We start from the raw sequence: 18,383 nt of genomic DNA on the forward strand, positions 1-18,383 counted from the left end.
GCATGGCAACCCCCGACTTCATCCGTGACCTGCGCTCACACATCGGACACCGGCTGCTGTGGCTGCCCGGGGTGACCGCCGTGGTCTTCGACGACGACGGCCGGGTGCTGCTGGGCCGCCGTGCGGACACCGGCGGCTGGTCGGTGATCGGCGGCATCGCCGAGCCCGGCGAGCAGCCGGCGGCCGTGGCGGTCCGCGAGGTCTTCGAGGAGACGGCGGTCCGGGTCGTCCCCGAGCGCGTCGTCCTCGTCGAGGCGCTGCCCCCGCTGACCTATCCGAACGGCGACGTCTGCCAGTTCATGGACACCACGCTGCGCTGCCGGGCGGTCGGCGGCGAGGCGCGCGTCAACGACGACGAGTCGCTGGACGTGGCGTGGTTCGCGCTGGACGCGCTCCCGGAGCTGGAGGAGTTCGCGCTGGTCCGGATCCGCCGCGCGGCGGAGGAGGGCGAGGCGTGGTTCGAGGGGCGGGGCGAGGTGCCGGCGTTGTCGTAGGGGCGGGCGTGCGCGGTGTCCGCCGGCCGACTCCCCGGGCCGGGCGCCGACGCCGCGGCGAAGCGCCCGGGCCGCGGGAATGCGGCTCACGTCGCCAGGACCTAGCGTCAAGAGATGGGGGAATGACGTTCCACCGGTCGGACCGTGGGACGCGGGTTCCGCCCAGGCCCACCGGGAACGGCGGGGGATGAGGTACTGCCAGCCCGCCGATGGGCTCAAGGCCTGTAGCCGTCCGGGCGTGAGCGGAGGATGGCCAGGCAGCTGCGGGTGACGCATCTATCCATGAGGGTGACATGTCCACTACGCAGTATGACGGTATCGCCCCTCGTGCCGCCGAGATCGAGCGGGCGATCAAACCCTACCGAGACCGTGCGGAGATACCGGCCGTACTGGAGGCCGTGGGCTCGCTGGACGGCGTCACCGTGCTGGACGCCGGATGCGGAACCGGCGTCTACAGCCGACTCCTGTGCCGACACGGCGCGGCCGAGGTACTCGGGGTGGATTCGAGCGCGGGAATGGTGGCCGTGGCGCAGGACCTGGAGGAATACGAACCGCTCGGCCTCGCCTACCGGAGAGCCGACCTCGCCCGCATGGACGTGATCGGCGTCTTCGACGTGGTCACGGCGATCAGCGTCCTGCACTACGCCGACTCCCTGCGGTCCCTGTTCCGGATGTGCGGGAGCCTGTTCGCCCATCTTGAACCGGATGGACGCCTGGTCACCGTCGTGGGCAACGCCGACCTGCCGTCCGGCGAGGTCCGTGACGCCCTGTCGATCCACCGCCCCACGCCGGTCCGGGACGGTGATGTGTGCACCCTGACGATCCACGCCGTGCCCCCGGTCCAGCTGTCGGTGCACCGCTGGGGCCGAGAGGCGCTGGATCAGGCCCTGCGGACCAGCGGGTTCACCGATGTGACCTTCGCTCCTGTCGGTCCGGCGGAGGGCGACGCCGGTGAAGAGCCCGCCGCTCTCCTGCTGTGTGCGCGACGGCCGTCCGCATAGCGGAGGCTTGGTGACAGGTCGTCGGCGGTGACGTGGCCGGCGCCGGGCTCCGGTACCGGTGCACAGCCTTCCCGCGCTGGACGCGTCCCTCGGGCGGCATGCTCGGCAAGGCGAGGAGGACGTCTCCTCCCGTCTCGCCCACCCCGTGGACCTGCGCTTCGACGCGTACCTCGAACTGCGCCCGCCCCAGGGCTCCTTGTACAGGGACGCGGCGATGACGCTCACCGGCAGGGGCCGGCCGGGCCGGAGGCCGACGGTTCCGAGCCGCGCGCGAAGGAGCGGCCGCGTCCTGCTTTCCGGTAGCAGCTGCCCTCCGGAGGACGACGGCAGGACCTGCCCCGGATATGACCGCCCCGCGGCCCGGGCGCCGGCCGTGTACCGAGCAGCACCGCACACGCCCCCACGCTCAGCACCCCACCGACGAGGAAGGCGCCCCGCACCCCGGCCGACGGCAGGACCAGCCCGCCGAGCGCGGCGCCCGCCGCGATGCCGGCGTTGTACGCACCGGAGTTGGCGGCGAAGGCGGTATCCGTACGCCCCGGTGCGCAGTGCAGCACGGCGTTCTGGGCGGCCTGGAACACCGGCCCGAGCGCACCGCCCATCAGCAGCAGGAACACCACCGCCGCCACCGGACGGGTACCGGCCGCGTACAGACCGAGCATGCCGGCCGCCTGGGTGGCCACGGCGGCACCCAACGCGGCCTGCGGGAAGCGGTCCAGCAGCGCACCGGTGACGCCCACCCCGACCAGACAGGCGACGCCGAACGCCACGAGCAGGGCGCCGATGGCGTCCGGGGCGAACCCGCCGACCTCGTCCAGGAACGTCACGAGGTACGTGAATCCCGTGAACGCCCCGGTCGCGGAGAGGGCCCCGGCCGCCAGGACGGCCCCGAACCGGCGGGCGTCGGGGTCGCTTCCGTAGGCGGCGGGCGCCTCGTCCGGACGCGAGGTCGGCAGCAGGACGGCGATCGTCACCAGGGAGACGAGCCCGGGAGCTGCCAGCAGGGCGATCGGCAGCTGCCAGCCGCTCTGCCGCCCCAGCCAGGCCCCGGCGGGGACCCCGAGCACGAGGGCGAGCGAACCGGCGACGGAGAGCGCGCCGACCACCCGCCCACGGACCCCGGGCGCGAACAACCCCACCGCCACCGGGCCCATCACGGCCCAGAACACCGCCTGGGCCAGTGCGGTCAGCAGCCGCGCCACGAGGAGCAGTCCGTAGGACGTGGCCGACGCCGCCAGCAGGCTGGACGCGACCAGCACGGCCAACAGCCCCGCGAGCACCTGGCGTCGGGGCACCGCCCGCAGGGCGTGGGCGAGCGGCAGCGACGCCACGGCCACCGCCACGCCGTACCCGGTCACCAGCAGACCGACCGCGGACAGGGACACCCGCAGACTCCCGGAGACCATCCCCAGCAGCCCGACCGGCAGATTCTCCGCGGTGTTGAAGGTGAAGGCGGCCAGCATGAGCGCCCCGAGCACCGCCGCTCTGCGCCAGGCGGTCGGCTGCGGTACGCCGCCGCCCCGTTGTGGCCCCGCCCGCCGCGTCCGCTCGATGGCACCGTCCATGGGGGTAGCTCAGCGGGGCGGCCGGGCGGGGCGCAACCGGAATTGGGGCCGGGGCGGTTCCTCCGTCAGCGGTCGTCGAGCCGGTTTTCGACGCTCTCCACCTTGGCCGTCAGGCTGCCGCCGGGTTGGAGATCCGCCTTGAGGACGAGCAGCGACCGCGGTGCCTGCGCCGTCACCGCCTCCACCGCCTGCTTGATCACCGGCATCACCTCGTCCCACTCGCCCTCGACGGAGGTGAACAGCGCGTCCGTACGGTTCGGCAGTCCGGAGGCGCGTACCACCCGCACGGCGTCGGCGACGAGACCGGACAGGTGCTCACCGGCCCCGAGCGGGGTGACGGAAAAGGCGACGATCATGGCGCGAGCCTGACATGCCGCGGTGCGCCGCCGCGGCCGACCCGCCGCCGCCCGCGGGGCCGCCCCGGACGACCACCCCGATGCCGACCGGGGCGGCGCCTCCGCCCGTGGCGGGAACGGCACGGAACGCGCCACGGCGCCGCCCCGCCCTCTGCGGCCATGACACCGGAGCGCCCCGCGTCAATGCCTCGCAAAGGGTGCCCGCGCCGCCGTGTGCCCGGGGACCATGAGGTATGCGCTCCGACGGATGGCACCTCACCCACGACGTCGATGAACACCTCGCCCGCGCCGGGCACTTCCTGCGCTCCCGCCCCGCCCTGCACACCATGGCGTTGACGGTGGCCGAGCGGCTGCGGGCGGACGGGCCGGGCGCGTACGGCGCCGGAGCCGTCGTGTTCGGGCGGCTGGAGCGGGCGGGCGAGGTCCGCGCCGCCTTTTACCGGCTCCCGGCAAGAGGGCCGAGCCCCACCGCCCTCACCCCGGAGGACGCCGACGGCCTCGCCGCCCACCTCGCCGGTCTCGGGTACGCCCTCCCGTACGTCAGCGCCGACCACCGCACCGCCGCCGCGTTCGCCGACGCCTGGCGGCGGCACACCGGCGCGACGCCGACGCTCCGCCAACGGCTCCACCTCTACCGGCTCGGCACGCTCACCCCGCAGGAGCCGCGCCCGGCGGGCCGGGGCCGCCTCCTGGGCGCGGCGGACCATGACGCGCTCCTGCGCTGGTGCGACGGGTTCGTCACCGCCGTCGGCGAGACCCCGGCCATCGACGCCGCCTCCTGGGCCGCCTCGCGCTTCGCCGACAAACGCTTCACGTTCTGGGAGACGCCGGACGGCACCCCGGTCTCGCTGGCGGGCTGCACGGCGCCGGTCGGCGGCATGGTCCGGGTCGACCCCGTCTACACCCCGTCCCACCTGCGGGGACGCGGCTACGCGGGCGCCGTCACGGCGGAGGTGAGCCGCACCGCCCTGGCCGCGGGCGCCACGGACGTCGTCCTCTTCACCGACCCGGCCAACGCCACCAGCAACGCCCTCTACCGGCGCCTCGGCTACGTCCGGGTCACCGACTTCACCGTGTACGACTTCGCGTAGGGCTGCGAAGAGGGGCGGCGGTCACTCCGCGTCGCCGGGGCACGCTCCGTCATCGGCTACCGGCGAAACCGTTACTCGAACGAACGTGCGAACAGTGCGTTAGAGTGGTTCCACGGCCTGAATGCCGTGGATGTCGCAGAAGGCACAGAGGGGGGTTATGGGAGCCAGGAGGTGTGTATGTCGTTCACGCATCTCCATGTGGCGAGTGGCTATTCGCTGCGCTACGGGGCCAGTCACCCGCACACTCTGGCCGAGCGGGCCGCCGAGCGGGGGCTCGACGCGCTGGCACTGACCGACCGGGACTCGCTCGCGGGCGCGGTGCGCTTCGCCAAGGCATGCGCACGGGCCGGCGTCCGGCCGCTGTTCGGCACCGACCTCGCGGTGCCCGGCACACCGGCCCCCGGAGACGGTCCGGCCGGACGGCGGCGGATCCCCGTCAAGGGCGGCGCCTTCGTGACGGAGGCGCCGTCCCGCGCGGTCTTCCTGGCCCGCAGCACGCGCGGCTGGGCCGAACTGTGCCGCCTGGTGTCGGCGTCGGCGGCGTCGGACGCGGGCCTGACCTGGGAGGACCTGGCCCGCCCCGACGGCGAGGTGTGCGTCCTCCTCGGGGCCGATTCCGAGGTGGGGCAGGCGCTGGCCTCCGGGCGCCCCGACCGGGCCGCCGCGCTGCTCGCCCCGTGGCGCGAGCGGTTCGGCGAGGCGCTGCGTCTCGAGGTGTCGTGCCACGGACGGACCGGTACGGGCCCCGGCTCGCTGCGCCTCGCCGCACGCCTTGCGGGCTTCGCCGCCGAGCAGCAGGTGACGGCCGTACTGAGCAACGCCGTGCGCTACGCCGACCCCGGTCAGGGCGAGGTCGCCGACATCCTCGACTCCGCCCGGCTGCTGGTCCCGGTCGACACCCGCGACGCGGCCCGGCTGGACGGCGGGCAGCGGTGGCTGAAGGACGCCGGGGAGATGGAGCGGATCGCCGCCCGGATCGCCGAGGCGGCGGGCGGCCGGGACGCGGACGCACGGCGGCTGCTGGCGGCGACCGAGGAGACCGCGGCGGCCTGCGTGGTCGACCCGGGCGAAGCGTTCGGCCTGGGGCGGCTCAACCTCCCCGAGCCCGAACTGGTCGGCGCCTCCCGTGAGAAGGCCGACCGCACCCTCGCCGACCGGTGCGCGGCGGGCATGCTGAGCCGCGGCTACCACCGGGAGGCGCACCGGTGGGACCGGCTGGAGGACGAGCTGCGGATCATCGCCGGGCACGGCTTCGCCGGATACTTCCTGACCGTGGCCGAGGTGGCGGCACAGGCCCGGCGCCTCGGCGTCCGGGTCGCCGCCCGCGGCTCGGGCGTGGGATCACTCGTCACCCATCTCCTGGGGATCAGCCCGGTCGACCCGGTGGCCCACGGTCTGCTGATGGAACGCTTCCTGTCCGCCCGGCGCTCCGCCCTGCCCGACATCGACCTGGACGTGGAGTCGGCCCGCCGCCTGGAGGTCTATCAGGCGGTACGGGAGCGGTTCGGCGCCGACCGGGTGGCGACGCTCGCGGTCTACAAGACGTACCGGGCGCGCGGTGCGATCGAGGACGTGGCGCGGGCCCGGGGCATGGCCCCCGACGAGGCGGCCCGCCTCGCCAAGGCGTTCCCGCACATCCGGGCGAAGGACGTACGGGCCGCCCTGGCCGAGCTGCCGGAGCTGCGCGCGGTGGCCGCCGAGGACCACGGCCGGCTGTGGGAGCTGGTGGAGGCGCTGGACGGGCTGCCGCACGAGGCGGCCATGCACCCGTGCGGCCTGCTGGTCTCCAACGCGGGACTGCTGCACCGCACCCCGGTCGCCCCGACCACCGTGGAGCACATCGCCATGTCCCAGTTCGACAAGGAGGACATCGAGGACACCGGGCACCCGAAGATCGACGTCATCGGCGTCCGGATGCAGTCGGCGCTCGCGCACGCGGTCGCCGAGATCGAACGGGTCACCGGCGAACACCTCGACCTCGACGATCCCGCACAGGTGCCGCCGGACGACCCGGCCACGTACGACCTGATCACCTCCGGGGACACGCTGGGCACCTTCCAGCTGGAGAGCCCCGGCCAGCGCGAACTCGTCCGGAACCTGCGGCCGCGCTCCTTCGGCGATCTGGCCCTGGACATCAGCCTGTTCCGGCCCGGGCCGGTGGCCGCCGACATGGTGGCGCCGCTGATCGAGGCCCGCGACCGGCGGAAGCCGCTCCGCTGCCCGCACCCGGACCTGAAGCCGATCCTCCGGGAGACCGAGGGGCAGGTCGTCTACCACGAGCAGGTCATCGCGATCATGGCGACGATGACCGGCTGTGACCGGGGCATGGCGGACGAGGCGCGCCGCGCCCTGTCCGTCCCCGAGCGGCAGGGCCGGGTCCGGGCCTGGTTCGCCGATCAGGCCCGCGGGCGCGGCTATCCGGTCCGGGCCGTGCGGGAGGTGTGGGACGTCCTGGAGGGCTTCGGTAGCTTCGGCTTCGCCAAGGCACACGCCGCGGCCTTCGCGCACCCCGCCTACCAGTCGAGCTGGCTCAAGACCCACCGGATGGCGGCCCTGCTCGCCGGGCTGCTCACCCACGATCCGGGGATGTACCACAAGCGCGTCCTCGCCGCGGACGCCCGCCGCCACGGGGTGCCGCTGCTGCTGCCCGACGTCAACGCGTCCCGGGCCGCACACACAGTCGAACTGGTGTCCGGTAAATGGGGTGTGCGGATCGGCCTTTCGCAGGTCCGCGGCATCACCGAGGCGGAGAGCGACCGCATCGTCTCCGGACAGCCCTACGCCTCCCTGGAGGACTTCTGGCAGCGCGCCCGCCCCAGCCGCCCGTCGGCCGAACGGCTGGCACAGGTCGGGGCGATGGACGCCTTCGGACCGCGCCGCGAACTCCTGCTGAAGATCGCCGAGTTGCACCGCTCCGGCCGTGGCCACAGCGCCGCCGCGGGCCAACTCCCCATGGAGGACGGCGCCACCGGACCCGCCCCGGACGCCGCCGCGCCCCCGGCCACCGGCCTGGCGGCCATGGACGGCTCCGAGCAGCTCGCCGCGGAGCTGGACGTGCTCGGCATGGACGTCTCCCGCCATGTGCTGGAGGAACACCGCGCCCTGCTGGCCGACATCGGGGCCACCCCCGCCGCGGCGCTGCCACGGCTGCGGCCCGGCGCCACCGTGCTGGTCGCCGGGGTCAAGGTCGCCACCCAGACCCCGCCGATCCGCTCGGGCCGACGCGTCATCTTCGCCACCCTCGACGACCCCACCGGCCTGTCCGACCTGGCATTCTTCGAGGACAGCCAGGCCCGCTGCGCCCATACGGTCTTCCACAGCGGCCTGCTGCTGGTCCGCGGGACGCTGACCCGCCGGCCCCCGCGCGCCGTCAGCATCACCGGCACGGCCGCCTGGGACCTGGCCGAACTGATCGACCTGCACCGCAGCGGCGGCCCGGCCGCCGTCGCGGACCGGCTCGCCAAGCCCGCCCCCGCCGCGCACAGGGCCGCTCCCCGCCGCACCCTCGTCCAGCCGACCGGCGACACCCTCCACCCCTGGGCCGACCTCCAGCCACCGGGCACCCCGGCAGCCCGGACCCCGCTCACGGCCCTCGACGGAAGGACCTTCCACCATGCGAGTCCCGGCAGCGCGGGGTGACCGACGATGATCCTCTACCTGCACTTCGGCAACCTGCCGCTCACGGGCGCCCGGGCCGAGGCCGCGTACCGGCAGCTCATCGACCTCCTCGGCGAGTTCACCCCCGTGGTCCAGGCGCTGCCGCCCGATGCGGCGCTCGCCGATGTGTCCGGGAGCGTGCGGTACTTCGACCGCGACGCCGCCGGGATCGCGGCGCTGATCAGGATGCGCGCCGCCGCCGTCCTCGACGCCGACACGACGGTCGGCATCGGCCCCAGCCCGCTCCTGGCCCAACTGGTCGCCCACCGCGGGCCCCCCGGCGCGATCCGCACCCTCCCCGACGACCCGCGGGCCGTCACCGCGTTCCTCACCGGCCTGCCCGCCGCCGCACTGCCGGGCGTCGGCCCGGCGACCGCCCGCACCCTGACCTCCTACGGCCTCACCACCGCCGACCGGATCGCCGCCACCCCGCTGCTCACCCTCCAGCGCATCCTGGGGACGGCGGCCGGACGCCGGCTCCACCGGCACGCACACGGCATCGACCCCACCCGCGTCCGGCCCGGCGCCCCGCCGCCCGTCGTCGGCGCCGAGCACCGCTTCCCGCACGACGAACTCGACCCCGACCGGCAGCGCGGCGCCCTGACCCACCTCGCCGAACAGCTCGGCACCCGGCTCCGCGACGAACACCGGGCCTGCCACGCACTGACCCTGACCGTCCAGTACGCCGACCGCTCCACCACCACCCGCAGCCGCACCCTGCCCGAACCCACCTCCCACAGCCCCCGGCTCCGCGCGGCCGCCCATGCGCTGCACCGGAGCCTGGGGCTGCAACGCGCCCGGGTCCGCCGCCTCACGCTCCGCGCCGAGGAACTGTGCGAGGCGGGCGCGGTCTCCCGGCAGCTGACCTTCGGCCCCGACGACGACAAGGCCCGCCGCATCGAGGCAGCCGCCGACCGGGCCCGGGCCCGCTTCGGCTCGAGCGTGGTACGCCCCGCCAGCACGGCCGGGATGCCGTGAGCACCCCGGAAGCCGGGCACCGGTCAACCCCTCTTGTGTGACACCTCGGTCACAGGAAAAGCCCTCTCTGTCCCAGGACAACTGCGGTGCCGGGAGAGGTCATTGACGCGCTCCGGGCCTCTCGTGACGCTGGAACGGCGTTCTTCTACCGGTGCCGTTCACCCGGGGCGCACCCGGACGGACGCGATGTCAGGGACCCACTTCCGCAGCCTCCCGATCGCCACGCCCTGACCCGGCACCGTCCGCCACCGGCGTCCCCGCCGACCGGGCGGTGCCGCAGCGGAGGCCCGCCAGGAAAGAGCCCATGAAACTCTTCCGCAGTTCCGCCGGTATCGGCGCCATGGCGCCGGCAGGCGCCCTCGCCCTCTCCCTGTCCTTCTCCTCTCCCGGCACCGCCCAGGGCGCCCCTCCGGCGAAAGCGACACCGCCGCAGCGCGCACAGGTGGCACCGGAGAAGGTCTCGACACAGGGGCGGACGACCTTACGCGGGGCGGATCCCAGTGTGCTGAGGGTCGGCGGCACCTATATCGCCGTCAAGGCGGCGGCCGGCGGCATCGTCGTACGCCAGGCTTCGTCCCCGGACGGCCTCGCCTCGGCGCCCGCCAAGAAGATCTGGTCGAACCCGAACGGTCTGCAGGACGTCTGGGCCCCGGAGATCGTCCGGGACAACGGCCGCTACTACGTCTACTTCACGGCCGGCCACAGCTCCGCCCACCGGATGTACGTCATCAGCTCCGCCGACCCGGACGGCGGATACACCGCCGAGAAGAAACTGGCTCTGCCGGACGACAAATGGGCCATCGACGGAACGCTCTTCACCTTCGGGGGAAAGCGCTGGTTCGTCTGGTCGGGCTGGTCGGGCGGCAGCAACAACGAGCAGAACCTCTACCTCGCCCGCATGAGCGACCCGGCCACCCCCACCGGCAAGCGGTACGTCATCTCGCAGCCCCGCGAGAAATGGGAACGCGTGGTGGGCAACCCCTACATCAACGAGGCGCCGGAGGCCATCAAGGACCCGAACGGCCAACTGCACCTCGTCTACTCCGCCAACGGCAGCTGGAGCGACCAGTACTGCCTGGGCGACCTGCGGCTGAAGAAGGGCGGCGACCCGACGAAGGTGTGGGACTGGTACAAGTCGAACGGCTGCCTCTTCGGCTCGCACCGGGAGACGATGATGTCCGGCTGGGACCCGACGCTGCACGTCGACGGCCCTGGGCACCACACGTTCGTCCTGCTCAACGGCGACATCGGCACGAGCCCGCCGGGAGGCAAGAGGTTCCCCCTGATGTTCCACGCGGTCGCCAAGGGAACGCTGTACACGTGGGGGAACCGCTACTGGTACACCGGATCGTTCGTCTGGTGGGGCAACACCACCTACAAGCGCGCCCACGTCCCCGGGCCGAACAGCGACAAGGGGTACAGCCTCAAGTTCTTCGAGTGAGGCGCCCGAGGCGCCGGCTCCGACGGGTCGGGGCGCACCCGGCGGCCACGGCCCCACGGAGGAGCCGCCGGGGCGCGCCTCACAGCTCCTCGGTCGACGGGTCGTCCACCGGTGTGCTGGAGTCGTCCGGCAGCGGCGGGAGCTGGGACTCGTCGGGGGAGTCGGAGGGGGAGCCCGGTTCGTCGGACGGGGAGCCGGGCGCGTCGGAGGGCGGGCCGTCGGGCTCCTCGGTGTGCATCTCCAGACGGTCCTTGCGGCAGCTGCTGACCCAGGTGCCGGTCGGGCCGCCCTCGTAGCGGCAGAGCCAGCCGCGGACCGCGAGGGAGCCGGAGGTGCCGCCGCCGTCCTGCGGGGCGCGGTGGAAGAACGCGGCCATCACGTCGTGGGCCTCACCGCAGCCCACCGTGCCGTCGGCGCCCGGGTCCGCGTAGAGCGCCACATCGTGCGCGGTGCCGAGCGCATCGCGGATCTGGCCGCACTCCACCGGCTGCCCCGGCACGGTCGGCTTGCTGCCGGACGGCGCCGGTGACCGGCCGGGGGCACGGGAGGTGGCCGCGGTGTCCGCGGCCTGCTCGCCGCCGGAGCACGCCGCGGCGGCGAGGGCGAGCAGCACGGTCGGCACGGCGAGCAGTCGGCGCATGGTCGGACCCCCTGGTGTCGGTGGCGTACTGCATCTTCGGACGGTAGGAGCCCCGGAGCGGAACGGCGATCCGGGGCGGCCGACCGGGTGAGCGCCGCGGTGGCCGGAAGGGCCGCCGCCGACGGGGTTCCGCGGGCGGCGCGAACCCTTCGGGGCCCGTCGGCCCGGCCCGTAAGGTGCCGCCATGACCATGATGGGAACACCCGGACAGGTATCCCTCGATCTCGGCGGCCGGACGGCGCTGGTCACCGGCGCCGCCGGCGGTATCGGACGCGCCTGCACGCTGCGGCTGGCCGCCGCCGGCGCGACCGTCCGCGCCGTCGACCGCGACGAGGCGGGGCTGACCCGCCTCCTCGACGCCCTTCCCGACGGCCTGCCCGGCGCCGTCGACCCCCGCACCCTCGATCTGACCGACCTCGACGCGGCCGAGCGGGCCGCCGCCGGGTGCGACGTCCTCGTCAACAACGCGGGCATCCAACTCGTCCGCCCCATCGAGGAGTTTCCGCCCGAGGCGTTCCACGACGTGCTGACGGTCATGCTGGAGGCGCCGTTCCGGCTGATCCGCGGCGCGCTGCCGCACATGTACGGGGCCGGGTGGGGCCGCATCGTCAACATCTCCTCCGTCCACGGGCTGCGCGCCTCGCCGTACAAGTCCGCCTACGTCGCGGCCAAGCACGGTCTTGAGGGTCTGTCGAAGACCGCGGCGCTGGAGGGCGCCCCGCACGGTGTCACCTCCAACTGCATCAACCCCGGCTATGTCCGCACCCCGCTGGTCGAGGGGCAGATCACCGACCAGGCCGAGGCGCACGGCATCCCCGAGGAGCGGGTGATCGAGGAGGTGCTGCTGGTGCGGTCCGCGATGAAACGCCTGGTGGAACCGGCCGAGGTCGCCGAGATGGTGGCGTACCTCTGCTCACCGGGCGCGGCGTTCGTCACCGGCGCGTCGCTGTCGCTGGACGGGGGCTGGACGGCGCACTGAGCGCGGCGGGCCGGAAGCCGCCCGCACCCCGCGCCCGTGCCCCGCTCCCCGTCGCCGGAGGGCGGGGCACCGCCGTGCGGTCAGCGTGCCCAGGGGTGGCGCAGCCGGATCCAGAGGTCGCGGGCGCGGCGTCCGGCCTGGGTGCGGCTGCGGGCGACGAGTTGGCGCGCCTGCTCCGTCGTCTCCACCATCGGGCCGGAGCCGCGCAGCGGCTTGCCCGCCGTCTCGTGCAGGAAGAACGTCGCCACCAGCCCGATCAGGCCCGCCACCATCAGGTAGTACGCCGGGACCATCGTGTCGCCGGTCGCCTGGACCAGGGCGGAGGCGAACAGCGGCGTCGTCCCGCCGAAGAGCGACACGGAGATGTTGAAGGCGATCGACAGCGCGCCGTACCGCAGCCGGGTCGGGAAGAGCGCGGGCAGCGTGGCGGCCGAGGTCCCGGCGAAGCAGACCAGCAGCAGGCCCAGGATCAGACAGCCGAAGGCGGGCAGCAGGATGCCCCCGGCGCGGATCAGCAGCACCGCGGGCGCCGCCAGCAGGATCAGCGCGATGCTGCCCGCCATGAAGACCGGCCGCCGCCCCCAGCGGTCCGAGGTGCGGCCGACGGTGGTGATCGTCAGCACCACCACGATCATCGTGCCGAGCACCAGCAGCTGGGCGGTGAGGGCGTCCTGATGCAGCGTCTCGCTCATGAAGGTCGGCAGGTACGACGTGACCATGTAGTTGGTGACGTTGTAGAGCAGCACCAGACCCATGCAGATGAGGACCGCCTGCCAGTGGCGGGTGAAGATCTCCTTCAGCCGGCCGTGGCCGGACTGCCGGGCCACCTCGACGGGGTCGTCGCCGCCCTCGCTGCGGATCTTCTCCGCCTCCTCGCGCGCCGCCGCCGCCTCCCGCTCGAACGCCGGTGTCTCCTCCAGGTGCAGCCGCATGTACAGACCGATCAGCCCGAGCGGTCCGGCCAGCAGGAACGGCAGCCGCCAGCCCCAGTCCGTCATCCCGTCGTCGCCGAGGACCGCGGTGAGGACGGTGACCAGCCCGGAGCCGAGCGAGTAGCCGACGAAGGTGCCGAAGTCGAGCCAGCTGCCGAGGAAACCGCGCCGTTTGTCGGGCGCGTACTCGGCGATGTACGTCGTGGCGCCCGCGTACTCGCCGCCCGTGGAGAACCCCTGGACGAGGCGGCAGACCAGCAGCAGGAGCGGCGCGGCGAAGCCGACGGCCGCGTAGGTGGGCAGGAGCCCCACCGCGAAGGTGCTGATCGCCATCATGATCATGGTGGCGGCGAGGACGCGTTTGCGGCCGATGCGGTCGCCGAGCGGTCCGAAGACCAGCCCGCCCAGCGGCCGGACGAGGAAGGCGGCGGCGAAGGTGGCGAACGCGGAGACGACCTGGGCGCCGGGGGAGCTGGCGGGGAAGAACACCCGGCCCAACGTCCCGGCCAGATAGGCGTAGACGCCGAAGTCGAACCACTCCATCGTGTTGCCGAGCGCGGCGGCGGAGACCGCGCGGCGGACCTGGGGGCGGTCGGCGACGGTGACGTCCGCGGCGCGCAGGGCGTGCTTGCGGCGGCGCAGCAGGATGCGGAGCAGACGATCGGTGGCGGCGTTGCCGCGGGCGGCGCCCCGTCGCGGCTGCGGTGTGCGGCGTCCAGCGGCCATGTCACCCGCTCCATGACGATGTCGAGAGGATCATTAGGACGGATTATTGCCCGCAATGTCCCCTTCGGTGGTGACTCCATCGGCCCAGCGTGTCGTCCACCGGGGTGGCGGCCGCCGCCCCGGTCACGGGAACCGGCCGCCACCCACGGGGGTGGCGGCCGGTGTCGTGCCGGTCCCGCTCAGCGGGCGGAGGGCCGGTTTACTTCCAGTCGTCCATCCACTTCAGGCTGCCGCCCTGGCAGCCCTCGCCGAAGATCGGGTTGCCGCCGATGATGGCGGCGCCGAGGCCGCAGGCGCCGAATTTGGCGTCGCCGCTGGAGTGGGTGGAGTGGTCGTCGTGGTGCTCCTTGTCGCCACCGGCCATGGCGGAGCCGGCGCCGCCCAGCACGATGGCGGCGGCGAGGGCGGTGGCGGAGAGGACGGCGCGCATGCGCATGAAGACTCCTGAGAGTGCGGGGATGCGATCGATTCACAGATCACCCCGGTCCGCCTCCCGTGAAACGTGCGCGCACCTTGAGCTCGGCCGATCGCGTGACCGATTCCCCCGGCGAGGTCAGCGCCCCGCCGCGGCCTCCTCGGCCGCCGCCCGCAGCAGCTTCTTGTCGGGCTTGCCCGCATCGGTCAGCGGCAGTGCGTCCAGGAAGGTGATGCGGGCCGGTTCGTACATGGCGCCGCGGGTGTCCCGGACCAGGGTGCGCAGCTGCGCCTCGTCGACGTCGGCGCCGGGCGTGAGGACGACGGCGGCGTGCACCCGCTCCATCCGGTCGCTGTCGCGGACGCCGAAGACGGCGCTCTGGCGGACCTGCGGGTGGGTGTTGAGCAGGTCCTCCAGTTCGGTGGTGTACACATGGCCGCCGACCACGACGATCATGTCCTTGATGCGGTCGACGATGGTGACGTAGCCGTCGGCGTCGACGAAGCCGATGTCGCCGGTGCGTACCCAGCCGTCCCGCATGACCTCGGCGGTCAGCTCCGGCTGCTTCCAGTACCCCTTCATGGTCATGTCGGAGCGCGCGCACAGCTCGCCGGTCTCGCCCGCCGGGAGGTCGTTGCCGGCCTCGTCGCGGACGGCGACCTCGACGCCGGGGAGGATCTTTCCGGCCGAGCGGAGCCGGTCCGGGCGGGCCGGGTCGTGGTCCTCGGGGGTGAGGAGGCTGACGCCGCCGGCCTCGTTCTGGCCGTAGACCTGCATCAGCACCGGGCCGAACCGCTCGACCGCGTCCACGAGGCGGGCGGGCGACGCCTGGCAGCCGCCGTACGTCAGCCGCCGCAGGCTGCTGGTGTCGGTGGTCGCCGCGGCGGGGTGGTCGATCAGCTCGTACAGCAGCGGCGGCAGGAGGAAGAGGTGGGTGATCCGCTCGCGCTCGATGGTGGCGAGGGCCGCGGCCGGGTCGAAGTCGTCGTGCAGGACGACGGTGCCGCCGTGGTGCAGCACGACATCGGCCAGCAGCCCTGCGGCGTGCGCGAGGGTGGTGCAGACGAGCTGGCGGGGCGTGGCCTCGTCGAACATCTCGCCGCGGTCCCAGCGGCCCTGGTCGAAGGTGCTGCAGATGCCCTTGGGGTGGCCGGTGGTGCCGCCGGTGTGGCGGATGAGGCAGATGTCGTCGGGGCGGGCCTCGCTCGCCACCGGCTCGGCGCTCTGCGCGGCGGCCAGCTCCAGCAGATCGCTGCCGGTCTTGGCGGGTCCGAGCATCAGCACGTCCGGGCCCGGCGCCAACTCGGCCAGCTCGGCGGCGCGTTCGGCCTGCCGCGGGTCGACGATCAGCGCCCGGGTCTCCACATCGCGCACGATGGCGGCCTGCGCGGCGGCGGAGAGCTTGTTGTAGAGGTGGTTGATACGGCAACCGAGGAGGCCCGCGGCGTAGCGGGCGGCGATGACCTCGGGGATGTTGCCGCTGAGCAGGGTGACCGTGTCGCCGCGGGTCACGCCCCGGGCGCGCAGGGCGCGGGCGAGGCGGTGGACGAGGTCGCGCAGCTCGCCGCCGGTGATCCGGCGGCCCTGGTGGACCAGTATCTCGCGGTCCGGGTGGGCGGCGAGGACGTCGAGGTTCTCCTCCACGTGCGAACGGAAGGGCGGGGCGGCTGCGGGCATGGGGGGATCCTCCCGGGATCGGCAACGGAGCGCGCGGATGGGCGGTGTAAGGAAAGAATTAGTTGCTAGAGGCAACTAAAAAGAGCGTAGTGGCTCGCGGATCCCACCTCCAATCGGAGGGGCGGGATTCGGACGTCTGCCGCCACCGCCCCGCACCGGCCCCGAAAACGCCCGCCACAGCGGTACGGCGGGGCCCCGGAACCCCGCCGTACCGCCGCCGTACCGCCTGGCCATGGCCGACTCGGCGCCCGCGAGGGATGATGGTGCGCAGCGCAGCACGGCGGAAAACGGACGGTGCCCCGGGGTACCGCCCGCGAACCGGCGGAAGGAGTGCCTGGATGGGGGCGACCGACCCGTTCCCCGGCGACGTGGGCCCCGCCGGGGCCGCACAAGGGGGCGCGGGCGGCCTTCTCGACGCACTCGGCGTGGCCGCGGTGGTCCTCGACGCGCGTGGCCGGATCACACTCTGGAGCCCCCAGGCCGAGACCCTCTTCGGCTGGAGCGCCGCCGAGGCGCTGGGCCGCCTCGCCGCGCCGCTGCTGGTCCCGCCCGAGCACACCGAACTCGTCCTCCAGCTCTTCGCCCGGGTCATCGCCGACGGCACCACCTGGGCCGGCTCCTTCCCGGTCCGGCACAAGGACGGCACCACCCGCCTCATCGAATTCCGCAACATGCGCCTCACCGACGTCGAGGGCCGCGTCTACGCCCTCGGCATGGCCTGCGACAGCGAACTGCTGCGCCGCACCGAACGTGATCTCGCGCTCTCCGTCCGCCTCGTCGCCCAGTCCCCGATCGGCCTCGCCGTCCTCGACACCGACCTGCGGTACGTCATGGTCAACCCGGCCCTGGAACGCCTCAACGGCCAGCCCGCGGGCGCCCAGCTCGGGCTGCGCCCCGACGAGTGCCTGCGCTTCCTGGACAGCGACATGCTGATGACCAGCATGCGCAAGGTCCTCGCCACCGGCACCCCCCGCCTCGACCAGGTCACCGTCGGCTTCCCGCCCGACGACCCCGGCACCGAACACGCCTGGTCGGTCTCCCACTACCGCCTGGAGGGCCCCGGCGGCCAGGTGCTCGGCGTGGCCTCCTCGGTGCTGGACGTCACCGACCACCACCGCGCCGCCACCGAGGCGGCGCGCGCCCGCCGCCGCCTCGCCGTCATCGCCGACGCCTCCGCCACCGTCGGCACCACCCTCGACGTCGACCGCACCGCCCGTGAGCTCGCCGACGTCGTCGTCCCGGAGTTGGCCGACCTCGCCGCCGTCGACGTCCTCGACACCGTCCTGGAGGGCCACCGCCCGCTCCCGCCCGTCCCCGACGGCCCGGTGAGCTTCCGCGCGCTCGCCGTCGCCAGCGCCCGCCCCACCGAGGCCGAGCAGGCGCTCGACCCGGCCGGACAACTCGCCTCCTACGACGCCGAGCGCGTCATCACCCGGTGCGTCACCACCGGCCGCCCGGTCCTCCTCGCCCGGGTGCGCCCCGCCGACCTGCCGCGGATCGCCGCCGACGAGGACGGCGCCGCGGCCCTGGCCCGCGCCGGGCTCCGCTCCTACCTCGGCGTGCCGCTGATCGCCCGCGGCGACGTGCTCGGCGCGGTGTCGCTCTACCGCGTCCGCAACGACGCCCCGTTCGACGAGGACGACGTGGTCCTCGCCGTCGAACTCGCCGCCCGCGCCGCCGTCTGCATCGACAACGCCCGCTCCTACCAGAGCGAACGCCGCACCGCGCTGACCCTCCAGCGCCATCTGATGAGCGAGGCCCCCGCACAGCCCACCGGGATGGCCATCGCCCACCGCTACCAGCCGGCCCGCGCCGCCGGGGAGGTCGGCGGCGACTGGTTCGACGCCCTCGCGGTGGCCGGCGACAAGACCGCGCTCGTCGTCGGCGACGTCATGGGCAGCGGCATCAACGCGGCGGCCACCATGGGCCAGTTGCGCACCACCACCCGCGCCCTCGCCGACCTCGACCTGGCGCCCGCCGAGGTGCTGCGCCACCTCGACCACGTCGCCGCCGGACTCGACCCCGCCTTCGCCACCTGCGTCTACGCCGTCTACGACCCGCACGCCGGGGAGTGCCGGCTGGCGAGCGCCGGACATCTGCCACCCGTCGTCGTCCGCCCCGGACCGCGGCCCGTCCTCATCGACCTGCCGACCGGCGCACCGCTCGGCGTCGGCGGCGTCCCCTTCGAGCAGACCGTCGTCCCGCTGCACCCCGGCGACCGGCTGGTGCTCTACACCGACGGGCTGGTGGAGACCCGCGACGCCGCGATCGACCGCCGCCTCGACCTCCTCGTCGACCTGCTCGCCGAGCCGCACGACGACCTGGAGGAGCTCTGCGACCATCTGCTGGCCGCGCTGCGCCATCCGCACGACCACGACGACGTCGCCCTGCTCGTCGCCCACGCCACCGGCCTGACCCCGCGCACCTGACC

General features: G+C 74.0%; 14 protein-coding genes. 8 read left to right on the forward strand and 6 right to left on the reverse strand.

Annotated features, from left to right (window positions below; all coding sequences use genetic code 11):
* Positions 1–2 precede the first annotated feature (2 nt).
* Positions 3–494 (forward strand): NUDIX hydrolase, encoded by a 492-nt coding sequence (locus ACZ4U4_RS13730; RefSeq protein WP_467872819.1) that lies wholly within the window; start codon positions 3–5, stop codon positions 492–494.
* Between the two features lie 293 nt (positions 495–787).
* A complete protein-coding gene (locus tag ACZ4U4_RS13735; RefSeq protein WP_467872821.1) occupies positions 788–1,495 on the forward strand; it encodes a class I SAM-dependent methyltransferase in 708 nt (235 codons plus the stop codon).
* Between the two features lie 221 nt (positions 1,496–1,716).
* Here the strand turns inward: ACZ4U4_RS13735 and ACZ4U4_RS13740 are convergent, their stop codons facing one another.
* The gene (locus ACZ4U4_RS13740; protein WP_467873133.1) at positions 1,717–2,958 is read right to left on the reverse strand and encodes an MFS transporter; all 1,242 of its coding nucleotides are present in this window, start codon (positions 2,956–2,958) and stop codon (positions 1,717–1,719) included.
* Between the two features lie 167 nt (positions 2,959–3,125).
* Entirely contained in the window at positions 3,126–3,416 is a 291-nt protein-coding gene (locus ACZ4U4_RS13745; protein ID WP_467872823.1) for a thiamine-binding protein, read from the reverse strand.
* A 233-nt stretch (positions 3,417–3,649) separates the two neighbouring features.
* Here ACZ4U4_RS13745 and ACZ4U4_RS13750 point away from each other — a divergent pair, with 233 nt between their 5' ends.
* The 4 genes from ACZ4U4_RS13750 (at position 3,650) to ACZ4U4_RS13765 (ending at position 10,583) form a co-directional block, all read left to right on the forward strand.
* Entirely contained in the window at positions 3,650–4,507 is an 858-nt protein-coding gene (locus ACZ4U4_RS13750) for a GNAT family N-acetyltransferase (protein WP_467872825.1), read from the forward strand.
* Between the two features lie 177 nt (positions 4,508–4,684).
* Positions 4,685–8,146, forward strand: coding sequence for a DNA polymerase III subunit alpha (locus tag ACZ4U4_RS13755; protein WP_467872827.1), 3,462 nt, complete (start codon positions 4,685–4,687; stop codon positions 8,144–8,146).
* Positions 8,147–8,152: 6 nt separating this feature from the next.
* The gene (locus tag ACZ4U4_RS13760) at positions 8,153–9,142 is read left to right on the forward strand and encodes a DNA polymerase Y family protein (protein ID WP_467872830.1); all 990 of its coding nucleotides are present in this window, start codon (positions 8,153–8,155) and stop codon (positions 9,140–9,142) included.
* Positions 9,143–9,446: 304 nt separating this feature from the next.
* A complete protein-coding gene (locus tag ACZ4U4_RS13765) occupies positions 9,447–10,583 on the forward strand; it encodes a glycoside hydrolase family 43 protein (protein ID WP_467872832.1) in 1,137 nt (378 codons plus the stop codon).
* A gap of 79 nt (positions 10,584–10,662) precedes the next feature.
* Here ACZ4U4_RS13765 and ACZ4U4_RS13770 read toward each other — a convergent pair whose 3' ends face one another.
* A complete protein-coding gene (locus tag ACZ4U4_RS13770) occupies positions 10,663–11,223 on the reverse strand; it encodes a hypothetical protein (protein WP_467872835.1) in 561 nt (186 codons plus the stop codon).
* Positions 11,224–11,407: 184 nt separating this feature from the next.
* On the opposite strand from ACZ4U4_RS13770, the gene ACZ4U4_RS13775 reads away from it, so the two are divergent.
* On the forward strand, positions 11,408–12,202 hold the full coding sequence (locus ACZ4U4_RS13775; protein ID WP_467872837.1) for a 3-hydroxybutyrate dehydrogenase: 795 nt from the start codon (positions 11,408–11,410) through the stop codon (positions 12,200–12,202).
* A gap of 80 nt (positions 12,203–12,282) precedes the next feature.
* Here ACZ4U4_RS13775 and proP read toward each other — a convergent pair whose 3' ends face one another.
* The 3 genes from proP to ACZ4U4_RS13790 all read right to left on the reverse strand — a co-directional run bounded on the left by proP (position 12,283) and on the right by ACZ4U4_RS13790 (position 15,952).
* Positions 12,283–13,791: a glycine betaine/L-proline transporter ProP gene (gene proP, locus ACZ4U4_RS13780; protein WP_467873134.1), complete on the reverse strand. Its 1,509-nt coding sequence runs from the start codon at positions 13,789–13,791 to the stop codon at positions 12,283–12,285.
* 268 nt (positions 13,792–14,059) lie between these two features.
* Entirely contained in the window at positions 14,060–14,296 is a 237-nt protein-coding gene (locus ACZ4U4_RS13785) for a hypothetical protein (protein WP_467872839.1), read from the reverse strand.
* 117 nt (positions 14,297–14,413) lie between these two features.
* Positions 14,414–15,952: an AMP-binding protein gene (locus ACZ4U4_RS13790; RefSeq protein WP_467872841.1), complete on the reverse strand. Its 1,539-nt coding sequence runs from the start codon at positions 15,950–15,952 to the stop codon at positions 14,414–14,416.
* 338 nt (positions 15,953–16,290) lie between these two features.
* Between ACZ4U4_RS13790 and ACZ4U4_RS13795 the strand changes: the two genes are divergently transcribed.
* The gene (locus ACZ4U4_RS13795) at positions 16,291–18,381 is read left to right on the forward strand and encodes a SpoIIE family protein phosphatase (RefSeq protein ID WP_467872844.1); all 2,091 of its coding nucleotides are present in this window, start codon (positions 16,291–16,293) and stop codon (positions 18,379–18,381) included.
* Positions 18,382–18,383: the final 2 nt, after the last annotated feature.

This window comes from Streptomyces sp. NPDC029159, assembly GCF_055564055.1.